The organism is Pseudomonas sp. NPDC087614 (genome assembly GCF_044743485.1).
Taxonomy (GTDB): Bacteria; Pseudomonadota; Gammaproteobacteria; order Pseudomonadales; family Pseudomonadaceae; genus Aquipseudomonas; species Aquipseudomonas baetica_A.
Map to the genome: position 1 here is coordinate 3,812 of NZ_JBIUWN010000087.1, position 17,502 is coordinate 21,313.

19 protein-coding genes are annotated in these 17,502 nt (G+C 56.3%); 2 read left to right on the plus strand and 17 right to left on the minus strand.

Translation table 11 applies throughout. The features are described 5' to 3' along the window. On the plus strand, nt 1–899 hold an 899-nt coding region (locus ACIOWA_RS23890), incomplete at its 5' end, for an HDOD domain-containing protein (RefSeq protein WP_401162255.1). Nucleotides 900–996: 97 nt separating this feature from the next. Here ACIOWA_RS23890 and ACIOWA_RS23895 read toward each other — a convergent pair. Both ACIOWA_RS23895 and ACIOWA_RS23900 read right to left on the minus strand, forming a co-directional pair. Next, the gene (locus ACIOWA_RS23895) at nt 997–2,352 is read right to left on the minus strand and encodes a hypothetical protein (RefSeq protein ID WP_401162257.1); all 1,356 of its coding nucleotides are present in this window, start codon (nt 2,350–2,352) and stop codon (nt 997–999) included. 175 nt (nt 2,353–2,527) lie between these two features. Beyond that, complete coding sequence (locus tag ACIOWA_RS23900; protein ID WP_401162259.1) at nt 2,528–2,911, minus strand: SCP2 sterol-binding domain-containing protein; 384 nt, start codon at nt 2,909–2,911, stop codon at nt 2,528–2,530. A gap of 430 nt (nt 2,912–3,341) precedes the next feature. Between ACIOWA_RS23900 and ACIOWA_RS23905 the strand changes: the two genes are divergently transcribed. Further along, on the plus strand, nt 3,342–3,704 hold the full coding sequence (locus ACIOWA_RS23905; protein ID WP_401162261.1) for a DUF6124 family protein: 363 nt from the start codon (nt 3,342–3,344) through the stop codon (nt 3,702–3,704). A gap of 63 nt (nt 3,705–3,767) precedes the next feature. On the opposite strand, the gene ACIOWA_RS23910 is transcribed toward ACIOWA_RS23905, so the two are convergent. The 15 genes from ACIOWA_RS23910 to ACIOWA_RS23980 all read right to left on the minus strand — a co-directional run bounded on the left by ACIOWA_RS23910 (nt 3,768) and on the right by ACIOWA_RS23980 (nt 17,339). Beyond that, a complete protein-coding gene (locus ACIOWA_RS23910) occupies nt 3,768–4,787 on the minus strand; it encodes a hypothetical protein (protein WP_401162263.1) in 1,020 nt (339 codons plus the stop codon). A 154-nt stretch (nt 4,788–4,941) separates the two neighbouring features. After that, a complete protein-coding gene (locus ACIOWA_RS23915; protein ID WP_401162265.1) occupies nt 4,942–5,913 on the minus strand; it encodes a hypothetical protein in 972 nt (323 codons plus the stop codon). 71 nt (nt 5,914–5,984) lie between these two features. Beyond that, complete coding sequence (locus tag ACIOWA_RS23920) at nt 5,985–6,740, minus strand: lysozyme inhibitor LprI family protein (protein ID WP_401162267.1); 756 nt, start codon at nt 6,738–6,740, stop codon at nt 5,985–5,987. Next, entirely contained in the window at nt 6,737–7,585 is an 849-nt protein-coding gene (locus ACIOWA_RS23925) for a type IV pilus biogenesis/stability protein PilW (protein ID WP_401162269.1), read from the minus strand. Before ACIOWA_RS23925 ends, ACIOWA_RS23920 begins: the two co-directional genes overlap by 4 nt. Beyond that, a complete protein-coding gene (locus tag ACIOWA_RS23930) occupies nt 7,572–8,120 on the minus strand; it encodes a hypothetical protein (RefSeq protein ID WP_401162271.1) in 549 nt (182 codons plus the stop codon). The genes ACIOWA_RS23925 and ACIOWA_RS23930 overlap by 14 nt, the downstream gene beginning before the upstream one ends. Before the next feature lie 19 nt (nt 8,121–8,139). Then, nucleotides 8,140–8,511 (minus strand): hypothetical protein, encoded by a 372-nt coding sequence (locus ACIOWA_RS23935; protein ID WP_401162273.1) that lies wholly within the window; start codon nt 8,509–8,511, stop codon nt 8,140–8,142. 4 nt (nt 8,512–8,515) lie between these two features. After that, nucleotides 8,516–8,971, minus strand: a complete 456-nt coding sequence (locus ACIOWA_RS23940; RefSeq protein WP_401162289.1) for a hypothetical protein — start codon at nt 8,969–8,971, stop codon at nt 8,516–8,518. Nucleotides 8,972–9,057: 86 nt separating this feature from the next. Then, nucleotides 9,058–9,567 (minus strand): hypothetical protein, encoded by a 510-nt coding sequence (locus ACIOWA_RS23945; RefSeq protein WP_110718131.1) that lies wholly within the window; start codon nt 9,565–9,567, stop codon nt 9,058–9,060. After that, on the minus strand, nt 9,564–12,014 hold the full coding sequence (locus ACIOWA_RS23950; RefSeq protein ID WP_401162275.1) for an alpha/beta hydrolase: 2,451 nt from the start codon (nt 12,012–12,014) through the stop codon (nt 9,564–9,566). The genes ACIOWA_RS23945 and ACIOWA_RS23950 overlap by 4 nt, the downstream gene beginning before the upstream one ends. A gap of 9 nt (nt 12,015–12,023) precedes the next feature. Then, a complete protein-coding gene (locus tag ACIOWA_RS23955) occupies nt 12,024–13,418 on the minus strand; it encodes a TIGR01777 family oxidoreductase (protein ID WP_401162277.1) in 1,395 nt (464 codons plus the stop codon). Nucleotides 13,419–13,485: 67 nt separating this feature from the next. Further along, nucleotides 13,486–14,847: a lysozyme inhibitor LprI family protein gene (locus ACIOWA_RS23960; RefSeq protein WP_401162279.1), complete on the minus strand. Its 1,362-nt coding sequence runs from the start codon at nt 14,845–14,847 to the stop codon at nt 13,486–13,488. A gap of 20 nt (nt 14,848–14,867) precedes the next feature. After that, nucleotides 14,868–15,329: an XAC2610-related protein gene (locus ACIOWA_RS23965; RefSeq protein ID WP_401162281.1), complete on the minus strand. Its 462-nt coding sequence runs from the start codon at nt 15,327–15,329 to the stop codon at nt 14,868–14,870. A gap of 8 nt (nt 15,330–15,337) precedes the next feature. Further along, nucleotides 15,338–15,763 carry a hypothetical protein gene (locus ACIOWA_RS23970; RefSeq protein ID WP_401162283.1) on the minus strand — a complete coding sequence of 142 codons (426 nt, stop codon included), beginning with the start codon at nt 15,761–15,763 and terminating at the stop codon, nt 15,338–15,340. Between the two features lie 47 nt (nt 15,764–15,810). Continuing rightward, nucleotides 15,811–16,560 (minus strand): lysozyme inhibitor LprI family protein, encoded by a 750-nt coding sequence (locus ACIOWA_RS23975; RefSeq protein ID WP_401162285.1) that lies wholly within the window; start codon nt 16,558–16,560, stop codon nt 15,811–15,813. A gap of 203 nt (nt 16,561–16,763) precedes the next feature. Next, nucleotides 16,764–17,339, minus strand: coding sequence for a hypothetical protein (locus ACIOWA_RS23980; protein ID WP_401162287.1), 576 nt, complete (start codon nt 17,337–17,339; stop codon nt 16,764–16,766). Between the last annotated feature and the right edge of the window lie 163 nt (nt 17,340–17,502).

Sequence of the window (17,502 nt, forward strand, 5' to 3'; positions counted from 1 at the left end):
ACCGCGAGGAAATCACCCAGGCCGTGCAGGCGTTCACCGCGCGCCGCATCCAGCAGCGTCTGGAAGCGACCATCGAGATTCCACCGCTGGCCGAAACCGCGCAAAAAATCATCAAGCTGCGAGTCGACCCCAACGCCACCATCGACGACATCACCGGCGTGGTCGAAACCGATCCGGCGCTGGCCGCGCAAGTGGTGAGCTGGGCCGCGTCGCCGTACTACGCCTCGCCGGGCAAGATTCGTTCGGTAGAAGATGCGATCGTCCGCGTGCTCGGCTTCGATCTGGTGATCAACCTGGCGCTGGGCCTGGCCCTCGGCAAGACCCTGAGCCTGCCGAAAGACCACCCGCAACACACCACGCCGTACTGGCAGCAGTCGATCTACACCGCCGCCGTCATCGAAGGCCTGACCCGCGCCATGCCGCGCGCCCAGCGCCCGGAAGCCGGCCTGACGTATCTGGCCGGTCTGCTGCACAACTTCGGTTACCTGCTGCTGGCCCACGTCTTTCCGCCGCACTTCTCGCTGATCTGCCGCCACCTGGAGGTCAACCCGCACCTGTGCCACAGCTACATCGAGCAACACCTGCTCGGTATCAGCCGTGAACAGATCGGCTCGTGGCTGATGCGCTACTGGGACATGCCCGATGAACTGGCCACCGCCCTGCGCTTCCAGCACGACCCAAGCTACGACGGCGCCTACGCCGAATACCCGAACCTCGTTTGCCTGGCCGTGCGCCTGCTGCGCAGCCGCGGCATCGGTTCCGGGCCGGATGAAGACATCCCGGATGCACTGCTCGAACGCGTCGGCCTGACCCGCGAGAAGGCCAACGACGTCGTCAGCAAAGTGCTTGAAGCTGAAGTTCTGCTGCGCGAACTGGCCTCGCAGTTCAGCCAGGCCTAAAAACTTCGCGAGCAAGCTCGCTCCCACAAGATCTACGCGATCCCTGTGGGAGCGGGCTTGCCCGCGATGAATGCAACTTGACCTGACTGCCGACCCTTCACCCCAGATATCGAGTTATCCAACCACCTTGGGTTGAACCCTGTCTGGATACCACTTCACCGCATACAACAATCCGACCGTCTGCGGTGATTGCCATATCTCTGGCCACTTCCAATCCGTCCCGATCATCGAACACCACCCAACCTTGTTTGTTGAATGTCAGATCCAGTTCCCCAGTCAGTAAGTAACGCGCACTGATCGAAAATGTGTGATCGGTCACATATTCGCTACCCCCGGTTCCCGACAGAATCAAACGACCGCCCCCCTCTGAGCCAAACGCACAACGGCTCCACTGCTGGCCCATGTCCATCAATTTGGAATACAAGGGCTTACCTTGGTTAAACACCAAGTTGTATGCACCGTCACGGTTCAATACCAAAATTGCTCCCACCCCTGTATGAACAGATTCAAATAGCCCGCCGACGAGGGCGATCAAGCCATCTTTTTCCCTTACCGCAATGCTGTAAATCGACAAGAGATATCCCGGGTTTGGCAACATCAAGGTCGAAAACTGCACGTCTTGTTTTCCATCAGCGTTAAAGCGTGTGACGTACCAGCCGGGATCGCCATGAGTACGATATTCACCAAATACGACTAGTTGGCCATCTAGCTGGGCGGCCAAGCCTCTACCGTAATTTTCGATGACCCCTTCTAGTTGGACGAAAGCACTACCGGTTCCGTTAAACGACTTATCGAACGTGCCATCCGGATTTAACCGAACGACCAAGCCCTTGAGTTCACCGACAGAATAATCAGCCGCCGAGGTCATCAAGACGATCTTGCCATCCGTTTGCTCAACTACCGTAGTTGGAGATGGACTACTGAATCTGAGCTCTTTGAGGCCATCGCCTGCGGCTCTTCGTTCGGCGATACGCGCTTGAATTCCTCGCACCTGTTCAGGCGTTCCGCCACTCAGAGGATCGAAGTAAACAACTCCGCCCTCACCAAAGCGTTCGTCAAGACGACCATCCTTTAGCAGGCGAACGGCTGCATCTCCGAGACTCTCTTCGCTATGGTACTGACAAGTAATCAGCACCCCGTAATCCGCTAACAGACTAATGCCGTAAATGAAGTTAACGTGCGTACCGGGAAGAGATATCTCGGTAAAACCTTGCTGGTTTTGACCAAACCCCGTCCCTGAATCAAGCTCCCCGGTAGCGGTCAACCGAACTACCACAAAACCGGCGGGCGTCCCGGACGAGCGACTCACTGCAAACAACTTGCCGTCAGGCAACGAAACGACCGCTTGCGGGGCCTTAGCAGAAAATTCGGGGAAGCCCCAATTGAGCACGCCGTCATTGGCAAAGGAGGGATCGAGCGTGCCTGCCTGGGTGGTACATGTGGATTGAGTCATGTGGGTTCTCCAGCAAGTGTCGGGAAATCCCGCGCTACGGGATCTAACTTGATTAGAACACTGCCAATAGCGCTTCCACACCTGATAGAAATGACAGTTCGACTGTCTTTGAAAGCCAAAACACCCACGCCAGAGGCTAAGGCTGAGAACCGCAAAGCTCCCCTCGCGCCAACAATCAAGCCTTCGGCTTGGCCTTTCTCGGTTTCAAATACTTGGTCAGCCCCTGAAACCACATCACCAGCGCCGGGTTGCCCTTGATCTGGATCGACTTGTCCTGAATCCCCTGCATGAAAGCCAACTGCTTGTTCTTCGCCTGCATCGTGGCAAAGCCATACGCCGCATCTTTGAAGGCAATCGCAAACGCAGGCTCGGCATACGTGCCGGACTTGCTGGTGATCCGCTGATCCTTCACCACGAAATGCCGCGCCACTTTCCCGTCAAGGGTCTGTAGCTGGAACACCAGTTCCTTGTCACCTAACTGCTGCTGGAACGCAGGATTTGTCCGGCTGGCCTTCCCCATCAACAAACCCATCATCCACAGAAGAAAACGAAATTTCATGCGCACAGCCTCAAAAGGAAAATGAACGGCCGGGGCAGTGTAAGGGATTCGGACGATAACGCCAGTATCTGACGCTGTTGGAAGAGGATGCAGACCATTTCCCGCACGATGACCACCAAGTCACGATTCAACGTTTCCTCCTGATCGTTCCCCCGCTCCGCGTGGGAATGCATCCGGAGACGCTCCGCGTCTCACCCCTCACCTTTCCTACACCTGTTGAAACACATCCCTGTAGGAGCTGGTGAAGCCTGCGATCTTTTGATCTTCCGGCCCGCGAATCTATGGGAAATTTCCTGCAAAGTGCGGGGCTGTGCATGAACTAGGCGAGTTGGTGCGGTGGGGATAGGCTCTGTGGGTCGCCGCAAAATCGGTGGCCGGATGTGCAAGTCCGAACTCGGGGAAATCAATTAACTGCTCAGGATTTACACCGATGACCGATGAAACATTCAGCACTGAAGCAACCTCGCCATATGAATCCCCCAATTCGAAGAAATTCCACGAAGCAGCCGAACGCGCCCTCGACCACCATTTCAAACCAGCCGTCGATCCACACCCCAAACGCGAAACCGGCCTCTTCAAACTCTCCCCCGGCACCGACGCCGAAGCCCTCATGGCCAACGCCTCCGAAGACCTCCTGTCCATCAGCGTCATCGCCTGCGACCTCGCCGACGACCTCCACGGCTCCCGCCGCTCGGTGGCACTGGCCCTGAGCAGAATGGCGGACGGGGTGAGATTGATGGTCGAAGGGACGCTCGACCAGATTGAAGTGCGAAACGTGGCGGCCAAGCCGTAGCGGGATTTGCGGATGGAAAAAAGGGGACGTTAAGTCCCCTTTTCTAAATCTCGATAACAAAAACTAGCGAAAGTCCTCTGCGCTTTTTGGGCGCGCTTCCAAGCCCTGGAGCGCCGCCCGGTTTATGTAGGCATTCCCTCCCTCACCGCAATACTGCCGGAACACCGCCTTGTCGTCCCTGAGCACCGTCAGATAACTCAGAAAGGCTTGATTAACGAGGTAGGTATAAGCACCGTTTTTGAACTTGATGATGTTCAAGTTCACGCTGCCTTCCGAAGCGTTCACGACAAAGAATTTGCCCTTGGGCGGCAAAGCCGTCTTCGGATAGATCATCTCTATTTTGCTCGGCACGCCGTAACGGTACTGAACAAAACCGGCCGTGGGCTTGCTGTTTCCCCGTGCACAAACGGAAACCGTCTTACCACCCTCCAACGGGCAACTGAAGTAAATGTCTTCGTCATCTGAACACAACGTTCCATCCTGCCCGTCCTGCAATGGGGCTGTTTCTTGCGAGACGCGTTCTGGTATTTGAGTGACATCGGCGCAATTGGACAAACACACCAGCTTCGAAAGATCCGGAACATCACTTTCAGTAAAGAGGTACGTCGCTGAACCGTCACGGTTGCGGGCGTGGTAAACGGGAACACTGACGGCCAACCCTTTGGCAGATACCGGCACCTCGGTATCCCGACCCGAGACGACCCAGCCTTCGGCCTCCCCGCACAACTCCTCCAAAGCGACTTCATTGAACGGATCTTTCGTGGGCACGGCGAACGGCTTGGCATCACCTCGGCAGTCGTAGCCATGCCAATAGGGCCCGGTGTTCATATCAATGTCGATCGAGAAAACATAAGCGCCGTCGAGCACCACTTTTCCGCTGTCGTAGGTGAATACCAGCCAGCGACGCGACTTCGCCTGTGATGAGTTTTCCTCCTCCAGGATGTAGCGCTCACCATCTCGATACAGCCAGAAAACACTCATCGCTCCGGCCGATACCGGCCTTTCGGAGAGACTTTGCCCGGACTTAGCGTCTACCAGGAAATCGTCCTTCAGCGCCAGCGCACAGTCGCTGTCGGCGGCCATGCAAGACTCGAGTGACGGGAACATCGGCCCTGCCCCCACAGAGAAAGAACACAGCAATAACGCGATCAAGCCCAATCTTTTCAACTTGCTTCCCTGCTCATGATTCACGGATCTGATTGAACAGACTTCTTTCTTCAGCCCAGTTCTCTGCGTTTTAAAGCGAGTAATCCATCACTTCTTCCAACTGCCAGCATTGTCCACGGACAAACCGATACTCGAAGACGTAGTCGGTATCTGGCTTCTGCAGGATCGCGATCGCCTTGTCACCCCGCTGCTCCTTGACGGTCAACGTCAGGCTCTGGGCCTCTCGCTTTGCTTGATCCGGAATGATTGGAAACTTGAGCTGATCGCCGCTGAGGCTGCGCTTTTCCATCTCGGGCTCGGGATCGCCGGCTACAGTCGTGACCATCTTCAGCGGCTGCTGGACGAAAGTTTTCTGCACGTCAGCGCGCTCGGAGAAAGCGGTGAGAAACTCGGAAAAGTCAGTCGAAGGGCAAGTGGCATTGGCCGTGTCACCATCGGTTTTGATTGGCTGCTGGCGATTGCCCGGATCCCGTTTTGAATCCGCAATCATCTTCGCATCCAGTTCCGCCAGGCGTTTCTTAATGCTCGCCGCATCCTTGTAAGCACACTCGACCGCAACATCGTCTTCCAGATTCTGACCGTCCAGGCAGTTCTGGAGCTCGGGATCTGACGGGTCGCCGCTAAAAAACCGCAAAGCCAACTGATCGCCGTCCTTCACCAGTGGCAATTCCAGCACCGAATAGGAATCACCTTCGAATTGACTGTGCGAGACTTTTTGTTTTGTCAGAACCAACATGGACTTCCCCGCTTGCTCCGGGAACTTGCGCTCGAAGAAGAACACCGAGGCGATCTGCTCACCTTCGACCTTCCACACATAATTCAGCGAAGGCTTCACCGCATTCGTGGTGGTGTAGAAGATCTCCGCATAAGGAACATGACCTTCCCTCACCTGACCTTTGAGGTTGTTCTTCAAAAAAAACACGGTGATTTTTTGATCACCGAGCGAGGCAACTACCGGCGGATGCAGCTCACTAATGGTTTGTGGGTCGCTCGCTAATGCCGGCTGAGCCAACAAGGCAACCATGAATCCGAGCGCACTCATACAACTTAAGAGCCTGGCCAATTCCACTCACGTCCCTGTTAATTAATCTTCAAATGTTTAGGCTGAGGGTTTTACGATGACTCAGGTGCGCCGCACTTCAGCTCTTTGATTTGCTCATTCTGGATCGGTATCACACAAGCGAGCCGCTTCTCTCTTTCCCCACGAAGCTCGAACAAGCTGAGCGTCAGGTGTAAACCATCAGTAGCGAACGCATGATCCTCAAACACCGCACTGGCATAGCCATCCCAAAACGACTTGCCCTCGAAACTGCAGAACCGCTTGGACGCTAGCACTCGCCAATTGCCATCGGGCGCGAGAAGCTGGACATTGAGGCAAGGGTTGCCAAACGTAGTGACGTAGCGAGCTACCACATCACCGAAACGTTGCGAGGCCGATGCAGAAACCTTGGCCACATCGACCACTTCACTCGGGCCGTCAGGCGCAATCGCATCCAGGTAGGCGGTACGCTCCAGACTCATTCTGGTGATGCACTTATTGAGTACATGGGAATAAGCCTGCGAACCGGGTGCGACAGCCGTGGTTTCGAGGGGGCAGGTGGTGTCACGCAATTTGATCCAGGCACGTTGCGACTCTTTGGCAGCGGCCATATTTGTCTTGGTCAGTTCCGGTTCGGGGCTGGACTCAAACCGCAACATCAGTTTTTTGTAGCTGGCATTGAGTCGTGCGTCGGCATTCTTACGGTCGGCCTCCAAGCACTCATCGTATTGCCAGCTCACGTTGATGACTTTGCAGGTGTCCTCGGCATGCGCGATTGATGCGCACAGCGTTCCAAGAGGCAATGCGATAAAACGGACAATCCTGTTCAATTTTTCATTCCCTGATGTGCAGTTCGCTCAATCACTCTTTGCGGAATCTTCTGCGCTTTACCGGCGGCACTCATCGCGTCGCGGTACTCGCGGTAATAACGCTGCGCTTCTTCTTTCCGATCAAGGCGCCAGAGTGAATCGGCGATGTTCAACATCAGTACCGTGCGTTTACCAACGGCCTCAACGCCGCGATAAAACTTCAGCGCCAGCTCATCTCTACCGCCCTCGGCCAGATAAAAACCGAGGTCGTTGTACGCCTGAACATTTTGCGCCGGGGGATGGCACGCCATGTAGGATTCAGGACTCAAAAAAGTCAGGCCCGATTCGATAGAATCCGCGCGGGACTGCGCAGCTTTGATGGTCGAGATATATTTCAACCACTCCTTCGGGGACTCCGTTTCCAGGCTAGGTGTGAGGACTTCGCCATCTTCCGAAAACCACTGATTACCCACCCATTTGCCAAGACAAAAACGAGGGGAACGCTCGGCCAGCACGCAACCGGTTTCCATGGAGATCACATCGCAATGCTGTTGCGATTCAAGTTTTTCTTCGCCATTTTCGAGCGACAACATGCCGAAGATCACCGGGTCGAGCAATAAGGTTTTCTTGTCAGGACTGAGCCAATCCGAGTGTCCATCGGCGCCAACATCGGCACTGAAGAGCGGGAAGGTTTTGCCGTTGGCGGTGAACCATGCGGTCGCCGAATCCACACCGGGCATCGTCCATTCAGTCGCCCTAAACGTCACGGTGTGCGCATCGATGCCGACTATCGGTGGATCCTCGGCAAAGGCACTTGTGGCGGCAAGAAAGCTGCCGATCATCAACACCCACTTAAGGCTGGCCATAGACGATCCTCTTCACCGCCGGGCTTTCTGACATTAACTGTCTCTTCGTAACGCCATAGGCCTTGATCAGCTCTTCCCGAGATCCCTTCGAGCCAAACGAGCGCTGGTTATTATCAAAGCTGTATTGCTCCAATCGCCCTGTTGTCGAGTAATAGCCGTGCCACTCCCCGCAAGCACCACAACCGCCATAGCCGCCTATCGAAACAAGACTGCCCTGGGTGCCTTCCACACAATCCATCGCCACAACGACATTGTTCAATATGTTCGTCTTCGCACCGTTGGAAGTGAGTTGTGAAACTTTGCCGATATCGCGTCGAAGCACCTTGCTACCGATATTGATGGTCTGGTCGGAGCAGACCGGGATGACGTGGGTTTGCGCACCATCCACCGTCACCGATCGGCAGGACGACACCAATACCACTTCAACACCGCCACACTGCATGACATCGCGCTGGGTGTAAGCATCCGTCGGCGCGGCGAAGGCTGGGGAAGAGAACAACCATGCCAGGCTCCCGGCGAACAAAAGCTGATTCATTGAGAAATCCTTTTCGCCGTTAGCCGGCCTTTTGTTTTGTCAGGCACTTTGCATAGCCATACGCAAACTTAGCGTCGAATGACAACGCCACCGGTTCATCCAACTCGGCCGAGGTGTTGAGCAATTCGTGGGTAGCCGGGGTGTATTTGATCCAGCCGATTGTTCCGGTGCCGTCGGTGTCGAAAAACAGCTGAGCGCGCACCACTTCGCCGTCGTCCTCGTCGATCAGCAAATTGATCTTGTCCTTGCCGACATAACGAAACGGAAAATCGCTGCTCCTGACAAGCTCAGCAAGGTAGCCGTAGCAACTCCCTTCGCTGGCAATCGCGGGCAGCGAATGAGGTAATAGCGAAAGCGCAATCAGCACAGACCGAATGAAAAACCGGTTCATCCACTCACTCCTCATCCATCGGCGACGATTCAACGTCGGTCATGCTCAGCAGTCGAAATTCATTGTTCACAAACTCGTAGTAACGATCCCGGTTACCACTTTCCAACGCATTCCCCTGCGCATCTTCTTCGCCGTCGAGCGTGATGCCGGAGACGATGATCAAGCGGTTGTCGGGCTGGTAAACCATGCCGAAGGTGCTGCCGTCGTAAGCATTCGGCAGACCGCCAACGACTTCCCCAGTCTGAGCGTCCAGCACTTCGCCGCAAATGGCGCTGCCGCCACAGCCGAGCCTGTGCAGGATGTAATGGCCGGCGAAGTTGACCTTGCCTTTCAGGGCTTGCACCCGTGCCTGATCCATCATTGGGCTGCTGTTTTCTTGCGGCACCAGCTTATGGTTGGGGCCGGTGAAAACTGGCGTGACGGTGTAATCCTTGAAGGTTGGATCGGCAGCGAATGCCATGGACGCGGCAGCCAATATCAAGCTGCCGAGAACAATCGAAAATCCTTTCACGTAGTAACTCCGTAAATGCCGTGGGGGCCGTCGGCTTACTCAGCCTGCCCTTCGTAACGCTGTGTCTGCGGGTCGAATTGCCACAGATGTGGCCGGGTCATGGCCTTTTCACCCTTGTAGCGAATCCGCCCGCGCTTGTCCCTGATGTAGGAGTAGATCTCGATGTCCTTGAACTCACCTCCCCCCTTGGCTGGGCCGTCCAGAACTTTGACCCCGGCGAAGTAACCGCCGCCCGAATACCTCAAATAACCACGGCACTGGATCAGGAAGGCGAATGTGCTATCCATTGATGAGCCAATGCCGACGCGGGAATTGAAGATGAAGTCTTCGATGCCATCGCCATTTAGATCGCCGCGAAAAACCACGTGGCCCGGATCGATAGAAAACTCTTTTCCATCGAGACTGGAAAGTATGTCTTCCGGATGTTCACTGCTCTGCGACCATTGCGATAAGAAATATTTTGAGTCAGCTTCCTGATTGCAAACACTTGCCGCCATAACCGCTATCGGGAACCAGCTCACACATAACACCAGCAATCGTTTCACTTCGTATCCTTCGAATTAATCAATTCCAACTCACCATCCCGATACACCACCTCACACCCCACCCACGCCGAATCCACCTGCGGCATCACCGCCGACGGCTTGCGCAATTCGCGCAGCAACGTCGAGCCATGCGACAACCGCCCACCCATGCGGGCAATAACCGCCCGCGCGGTTTGGTAATGCGCATGTCGCCCCGGATCGAGGGAGTCTTCGAGCAGAATGTCGGCGCCGAGGATGCCCCGCACCTGCCCCGGATAAATCATGAACCCGGTCGCCTGCTCGGCACCTTCGCGACCGTCCTGCCAGAAGCTGCCGTCTCGGGCGCGCACATCCGGATGCGGCGCAAACCAGTGCTCGCGATCCGCCAACGGCATGGCGTGGTGTAGGCGGAAGAAGATGCGCATCAGGTTGTCGCGATACCACTCGCGCACTTGCAGGTAGTAGCCGCGCAGGCCCGGCAGGCCGATCGAATGCGCGAGGCGGATCAGCCCTGACCATTGCGGGAAGGCCTGTAACGGCAGCTCAGTCGCCGCCGGTCGAGGCGTGGCCGGATCGGTTTCCCACGGCAATCGATGCGGACTGTTTTCAAGGTTGTCGTAAGCGGTCGGCGGGCGCCCCAGCCAATCGCCGCCGCTGCTGGCCAGCGCCGTGGCGATGCACAGATTGCCCTGCACCACGAACACGTAAAACCGGGTGAACCAGTCTGCCAGTTGCTGGCCGTCGGCACCCTGGGCGACGAGGTCGGCCAGCTCTTGATCGAAACGCTGCAAGCCACGTTCAAGGTTCAGCAGATGACCTCGGGCGATGCGTTGCATACGAAAAAACAGCGGCAACGAACGCAGCATCTTCAGTGGTTGCCACGGCAGATGCGGAGTCGCCCCGCCAACTTCACCGGCATAGTTGCTGGCGCTGATGCCCCAGTCGGCGAGTCGGGCGAGGAACAGGTCGTTGTTGATGTAAGACGCGCCGCCGAACACGGCGGTGAACGGCTCGTTGTCCTGCAACACTCGCGCATCCCAGCGCGCCATGATCGCTGGAATACTCGCCGCTGCCCGGCGCTGGGCGTACTCCACAAAGACGCTCGGTTGCGTCGGCAGGATCTCGGCGATGTTGGCGGCGGTGAGGTGCCGGCGCCAGCCGTAGTCGCTGATTGGCCGGTATTGCAGCAGCCACAATTGCGCGCCGTCCCAGGCCCATTCGACGTCGCCGGGTACGTAGTGGAATACGCGCAGTACGTCTTGCAAGAAGCGCCAGAGCAGGTCTTCGGTCAAGCCGTGGGACGGCGTGAACGTGCCGCTGCGCCACGCATCGCCAACCCGCGAAAGCGTTGCCCGCGAAGGGCTGACATGACCGTCGGCCAGCGATTCGAGATGGCCTTCAACCCACTCCAGCTCTACCGAGAGATGTCGCACGAAGGCGATCCCGGACACTACCGGGGTGACGAAGCGCTGCACCACCACTTCCTCGACGCCTTCGGCCGTCAGTTCGGCGATGCGTTTAGGCACGTTGGCGGTCGGCTCGCGCAGATAGGTGGTGCTCAACCCGGCATTCGCCGAATCGGCCTGATCCTCGCCATAACTGGAGGAGCGCACCGCCCAGGTCACGTCGGGTTGGGCGGCGAGAAACGCAGGCAGACGCGGATCAGCGCAATCGTTGAGCGTCAGCGCCGCCGGCACCGGTTGCCGGGCCAGTTCAGCCAAGCGCAAACGCCCGCCCTTGGTGTGCGCAACAAACCCGCGCTCGCCCGACTCCAGCCACTGCGCAAACTGCGCGGGTGCGTCGATCCACGGGTAATGGCCCCAACCGGGTTTCAGGCTGATGGTCAGATCTGCGCGCGCAAGAATCGCCGACCATGCCGCCGCTTGTTCGATGCCCAGTACCTTGTCCTGATCGCCCCAGACCAGTTCGACCGGGTCGGTGATCCACTCCAGCAAGGGCTGCGCGGTGTCGGCACGGATCAGATCCCAGTGCGGCACAAACGCACGGCAGCGCGCATAACCGGCGCCCATGCGCTGATACTGCGCGGGCGTCCAGGTCTGGTTGGAGAACTTGCGCGCGAACAGCGTGGGTTTGTTCGACAGCAGCCAGTGAATGGACTTGCGGATCGGCAGCGGTGACATCAGTGCCGGCAAGCGACGCTGCCACAAAAACGCGCCCACCGGCGCCAGCAACACACTGCGAGAAAAGTGCCCGGGCCGACGTTGCAACGCGTGCAGCACCAGCAACGCGTTAACCCCGACCGCCATGATCGCGCTGCCCTGCGTCGTCATCGCCAGTAAGGTCTGCGCGTAGTCCGCGAGATCCTCGCAGGGTGGCTGCGGGTTGGCGCCGAAACCGGGCAATTCCAGCGGCACCACGTCGTAGCGCTGAAAGTACGGCAGCGCGTCGTCCCACCAATCGGCAGCGCTGCCGTTGCCGGCCAGCAGGTACATCAAAGGCTTGCTCATCAACGATCCTTAGGCCAGATCGCGCAGAGCAGAGGCGAGGGTCGGATAGCGGAACGTATACCCCGCCTCGCTCAAACGCTGCGGCACTACACGCTGACCGTCGAAGAACAACTGCGCCATCTCCCCCGCCAATGCACGCAATGGCGCAGCAGGAATGTGGAACCACACCGGACGCTTGAGGACCTTGCCGACGTTCTCGGCGAACGCTGCCTGACTGACCGTTTCAGGCGCGACCATGTTGTAGGTGCCGCGCAAATTTTCATCGTGGAAGGATCGAGCGATTACCTGAAGCACATCGTCACGATGCACCCAACTCATGATCTGCCGACCATCGCCCATGCGTCCGCCGAAGCCCAGGCGAAACGGAATCAGCAACGGCGTCAACGCACCGCCCGGGCCAAACACCACGCCGAGGCGCAGCACCACCTGACGCACGCCAAACTCAGTGGCCGGTTGCGCGGCGGCTTCCCAGCGCGCGCAGAGTTCGGCCATGAAGCCGTCACCCTTGCTGGCGTGTTCGTCGAGGCTTTCGCTGGCATCGCGCACGCCGTAGAAGCCGATGGCTGATGCCTGAATCCACAGTGCTGGTTTTTGTTTTGTGTTCTTCAACCAGATCATCAGCGCTTCGGTGGTGCCGACTCGGCTGGCGAGCAGTTGCGCCTGGCGGTTGGTAGTCCAGCGTGGGCCGGCGACGGGTGCGCCGGCGAGATTGATCACTACGTCGAAGGCTTCGTCGTGGCTGAGTTCGCTCAGGGACTGCACGCAGCGAACGCGGCCGTTGAATAGGTTGGCTGCTTTCAACGGGTCACGTGCCAACACACTCACGGAGTGGCCGGCATCGAGCAATTGATTGACCAAGGCTTCGCCGATGAACCCGGTGCCGCCGGTGATCAGCACACGTTTGAAAGCGCTGCCGGCAAACGGGTTGGACTGACGCGGAGATTTTACCGAAGGGGATTTCCGGCGGTCATGGCGATACAGCCAGATCAGCGGCGGTAACAGCACCAGCAGCGCAAAACCGTCGAGCCAGAGATGCGACCAGACCTGTTGTTGCGCTGAAAGCCACATGTCCTGCGGTGCCCATAACAGGATGCCGGCGATCAACCATCCCCACACTGCCGGGGCTTTCAAGCGATTGCCCAGGTGCACCAGCGCGAGCATGTACAGCGAATAACTTTGCAGCGTCGCGCCGAAGAGTGCGAGCCACCAGACCTGTTGTTCGTGGCCGGCGGCGGGCACCGGGTCGGCGCCCCAGAATGCCAGTTCGAGAACTTGCAGATAGCCGTCGAGTAAACCGGAATGCCCGGCCCAGGTCAGGGTGAGGCCGGCGAGTATGTGCACGATTGCGGCGGCGTATAGCCAGAGCACTAGCGCTGGGCGAAGCGAGGTCGAGGGGGCTGGCATTCCGTGTCCTGAGCGCATTCCTTGGGGGTCGGGAGTTTAAAGGAAAAGCGTGGGGTTTCGGAGGTTGTCAGTAGCAGTAGCTGGGTTTGATTGGTTTGGTGGAATTCTTCTTTAAGTGTTCCAAACCGAAACTCGCGCCTTCGCTACCCTTCGCGAGAGCCAGTTGATAACAGGCCATGGCTCGGGATGGATCTTTGGTACCCCATTCGCCGCTCGCGAAGGTAGATCCCAACTTGCTGATCGCGGTGGCATTGCCCATTTTCACGGCGCCCATCAGTGCTTGCTCTGCAAGCGCAGGATTCTTGCAGGGACCGTCAAATGTGAGCTCGTTGCCGTCGCAGTAAAACTCGGAAAGCCCCATCGCACCGTTCGGCAAAGTGGTGGCCGCTGCTTTGAATAGTGACTCCAAAGTATCCGTCGGCACCTGCGGCGCCATGCCCGAGAGACTCAGAATGGCTGCTTTATAACTGGCGAGTGGGTCTCCGGAGTGCGCTGCACATAACAAGTTTTCTAGCGTGGCCTCAAACAACTCAACGGTGCGAGGCTGGTCTTCCGGCGCACCCAATGCTTCGAACGCCTCGGCACGCTGGAAACAGAAACTTTCTTTCTTGCTCATCGTCGGCGTGCTCGCCGCTACCAAGTCTTTCTCACGAATAGACCAGTCTTCAACGCCTTCAAGCACCCAGCACGCCTGCCGGGAAAAATTGAAGGCTTTGACGTTGCTCCAACCGGCGCGTCGATCCACAACAGTGGAGTGGCTGTCGTCGTATTCCCAAATCACAACACCCGGAGTTTTGCGAGATTCGATAGGCGCCATCAACGGATAGGCCAACCCAGCCCCCTTCTCGCCCGTGGTCACCGGTTCGAACCGACCCGGTTCGGCCTTTGGCTTTAATACCAGCGATTTGACGGTAAACGCAGTGAGTCGGCGCTGTGCTTCGATATCGGCAGAAAACACTGCCAGGAACGGTAAAAAATCCTCGGATGGACAAGCGTCACTGGCGTTGTCTTTATCGGATAGATGCGCGGACTGTTCCGGCGCAATCTTGTCCAGATACACCGAACGCTCGCGGCTCATTCTGGCGATACACGAGTTGACGGCGAACACATGCGCCGGCATCCCGGTCTCGATCTCGAACGCCTCCAACGGACAGTTCGCATCGCGCAATTTCAGCCATGCACGCTGCGACTCCTTGACCTTCGCCGCGTACTCCGCGCCCAACGCCGGATCTGTTCGATAGTCAGACTCAAGCCGCGTCATCAACTGCTTGTAGCTGACGTTCAACTGCGCATCGGCAGCCTTCTTCGCCGCCTCCGAGCAGGGCACCATTTCCAGACTTGAGGTGACACTGCTGCAGTCATCCTGCGCATAGACCGCTGAAACCGGCAGCAGCAAAGTGGCCAGCAGGGTAAAAACAAAACGTTTCACTGTGTTCTTCCTTGAGTCATTCAGGCTTTGCGTTTGTTGAATCGGGTGACGCATTGCTTCGGTCTGTTCATTTCCCAGTAAGTGCTGAGCAACGCTTTACGTTTTTTGTCGACGCGCAGGTTAACAAAGCCATCGCCGCAGTCCGGCTGCAACTCTTCGAAAGTGCCGGTTTTCGCTTGATAAACGAACACTCGGTAGTAGTCGTAAGTACCCATGCCGTCATCCAGCTGCCAGATGGCGAAATCCTGGGCGCCGTCGAAATTGAAATCGTCGAACTGCACGTGGAGTTCGTTTTCGGCTTCAAAATCGATTGTTCGCGACTCGCTGTACGTTTCGCTTTTAACCGCGATGCTCAGCTTGGAGCCTTCGAGAACCAGCGTCGCGTCGACGCCTTTGGTTGGGCTGAATGTGGTGGTTTGGGCTAACGCCGGGATCGTCCACATCAGGCCGAGCAGTGATACCGCCAGAGTTTTGAATCGCATGTAATGCCCTACTCCCACTTGCATCCGGACTCGAGAGAGGAGTCGATGCTGGTGTTATTTCCGAAATGAAAAACCTTGCCGTTGGACTTCTTCGTGTAAGACATCGAGACGATGTGCGTCCCTTGAGACACGAACTGATAGGTTCCCGTGACGTTGCCGTTGATGACTTCAGACCAGGTTGTGGTGCTCTGCCAAGGCGCATCGGGACCGAGCATTTCGTCCTCGTAATCCGTCAGCACAATGGAAATGGGTTCGCTGGACTTGGCGTACTTGACGAAGCCACCGGACCATTTGCTGGCTTCGTCGTAGTAGGTACGGAGTTCGAACTTTACCGGGCTCGATTGGGATAGTTCGAAGCAAAGTGATTCGGTGGTGACTGCGCTTTGAGCGCCTAAAGGAAATAGCGCAAAAAAGAGAAAGAAAAGTTTGTTCATGCTCATCCAAGTCGGCGCTTTCGCGCGAATGCTCTGGCTTGTCCGTTTCAACGTCTGTTCTTGTCCGGTGCCACAGCCAATTGGCGAGCACGCTCTATCGTCGCGCGAATCAAGCAGGCATCGGACCACTCACCGAAAACTGATTTATGCAATTTCGGGTCGGCCTGGCACTCCGCATCTCGAAATTTCATCCAGGCTCTTTGAGTTTCCCTCAGTGATTTCTGACCGCTTTCGTCCAGCCGACTCATACGATCCCGATATACAGAGTTCAACAATGCATCCGCGTCAGGAACCATCAGATCAAGAACACCATTTCCCGAGGGAAACCACTCAACGTCCGCCAATGCCTGTTCGCTTTCATTGTTCCAATTGTAGAGGCCGTTTTCTTCGATCTTCAGTGTGGCGAATCGCTGATGGTGATTCGTCGGATCGCTCTCGCTGACCTCCGAGCGATAAACAATTTCCAAATAGATAGGGTCGGTTGTGCGCTGAGGATCATTCAATAGCGTTTGCCGAACAATGGCCCGTTGCTTTTTGCTCTCAGTGATCTCTATCGAAAAGCACGGATCCGGCCCAGGACGTTCTTCGGACGCCTTCCTCTCCAGGCATTGATTACGAACCGCCATGGAAGGGGTATCCGAACCGCCACCCACATCAACGACTCTGACAAGCAACCGGACTTCCGGGTCCTTGGAAAAGTCGGCCTGAAGGATGGTGGCAATCATCGTGCCCTCAGCCATGACCACAGGCGACAGTATTGAAAGAAAAAAAATGAGGCTGAATTTGAAAATCTGCATTCCTTGGCGTCCGTAAAAAAAATCAGTGATCCGTTCAATTCTGAACGGGCCTGCGACAGAAGATAGAGTCAGAACCGACAAGCGGGCCAGATCTATTTAAGTTCTCAACCAAATTCAAAGCGGTCGAGCGCAACAAATAAATCCGTCACCTTTGATTATTATCAAATCCAGATGAAAACAAATCCTTCCTCTACCTTAGAGCCTCACTCAACAAACTCAATAGTTTCAACCATCTTAATGACCTCCTTCAACGCAGAGCCATTTAGATCATTCAAGTAGGCCACATTTCCACCTCCACAAAGTGCAGCAGATCCATGGGGGATGCAGAATCCAAACCCACGCGTTCGGTCCTCCTCTTCACCATTTGTAACGTCCTGAGATATCGCTGGACCTTCCCAGCTCTTCCCTTTTAATACATAAAAAGTATTATGCATGGACGTGTCAGCCTCAACATCTGGATCCAAACTCATGACCCATCCTTTGTCAGTCATTTTCCCACCCGAAAAGTTAGCAAAAGTTTGGGCATCGGCGGGATCCACACATCGAAACTTCAAATCGACTTCTATCGGCCGCCTAGAATCAGGCTTAATAAATTTCGAATAAAACAAGAGCGCAGGCACTTCTTCCTTATCCACCTCATAACCACCTCCGTACAAATTATTCATTCTAAATTTGCACAAATTGAGATCTGCAAATATCACCGACGACTTCACATTCGCCTCATTAGCGAACGAAACCGACGAAATTGAAAGAACCAAAACAATCAACCAAACCTTCATCACTGTCTCCTCGCCTTAATCGGATCTAGGAGCTCACTATTTTTCCCACTGAAAAAATGGGACAGAACCTGAGAAATCCCCGCTTTTTCCTACGAGAAATCAAGAAGTTGGGAATTGAAGAGACCTGCATGGGTCGGCAGCTTGTATTGCACCACACAAAAAC

Coding starts and splice junctions, on each gene's coding strand:
- ACIOWA_RS23895 (WP_401162257.1), bottom strand. CDS start 2,352: ATGACTCAATCCACATGTACCACCCAGGCAGGCACGCTCGATCCCTCC.
- ACIOWA_RS23900 (WP_401162259.1), bottom strand. CDS start 2,911: ATGAAATTTCGTTTTCTTCTGTGGATGATGGGTTTGTTGATGGGGAAG.
- ACIOWA_RS23905 (WP_401162261.1), top strand. CDS start 3,342: ATGACCGATGAAACATTCAGCACTGAAGCAACCTCGCCATATGAATCC.
- ACIOWA_RS23910 (WP_401162263.1), bottom strand. CDS start 4,787: ATGGCCGCCGACAGCGACTGTGCGCTGGCGCTGAAGGACGATTTCCTG.
- ACIOWA_RS23915 (WP_401162265.1), bottom strand. CDS start 5,913: ATGAGTGCGCTCGGATTCATGGTTGCCTTGTTGGCTCAGCCGGCATTA.
- ACIOWA_RS23925 (WP_401162269.1), bottom strand. CDS start 7,585: ATGGCCAGCCTTAAGTGGGTGTTGATGATCGGCAGCTTTCTTGCCGCC.
- ACIOWA_RS23930 (WP_401162271.1), bottom strand. CDS start 8,120: ATGAATCAGCTTTTGTTCGCCGGGAGCCTGGCATGGTTGTTCTCTTCC.
- ACIOWA_RS23935 (WP_401162273.1), bottom strand. CDS start 8,511: ATGAACCGGTTTTTCATTCGGTCTGTGCTGATTGCGCTTTCGCTATTA.
- ACIOWA_RS23940 (WP_401162289.1), bottom strand. CDS start 8,971: ATGGCATTCGCTGCCGATCCAACCTTCAAGGATTACACCGTCACGCCA.
- ACIOWA_RS23950 (WP_401162275.1), bottom strand. CDS start 12,014: ATGAGCAAGCCTTTGATGTACCTGCTGGCCGGCAACGGCAGCGCTGCC.
- ACIOWA_RS23955 (WP_401162277.1), bottom strand. CDS start 13,418: ATGCCAGCCCCCTCGACCTCGCTTCGCCCAGCGCTAGTGCTCTGGCTA.
- ACIOWA_RS23965 (WP_401162281.1), bottom strand. CDS start 15,329: ATGCGATTCAAAACTCTGGCGGTATCACTGCTCGGCCTGATGTGGACG.
- ACIOWA_RS23970 (WP_401162283.1), bottom strand. CDS start 15,763: ATGAACAAACTTTTCTTTCTCTTTTTTGCGCTATTTCCTTTAGGCGCT.
- ACIOWA_RS23975 (WP_401162285.1), bottom strand. CDS start 16,560: ATGCAGATTTTCAAATTCAGCCTCATTTTTTTTCTTTCAATACTGTCG.
- ACIOWA_RS23980 (WP_401162287.1), bottom strand. CDS start 17,339: ATGAAGGTTTGGTTGATTGTTTTGGTTCTTTCAATTTCGTCGGTTTCG.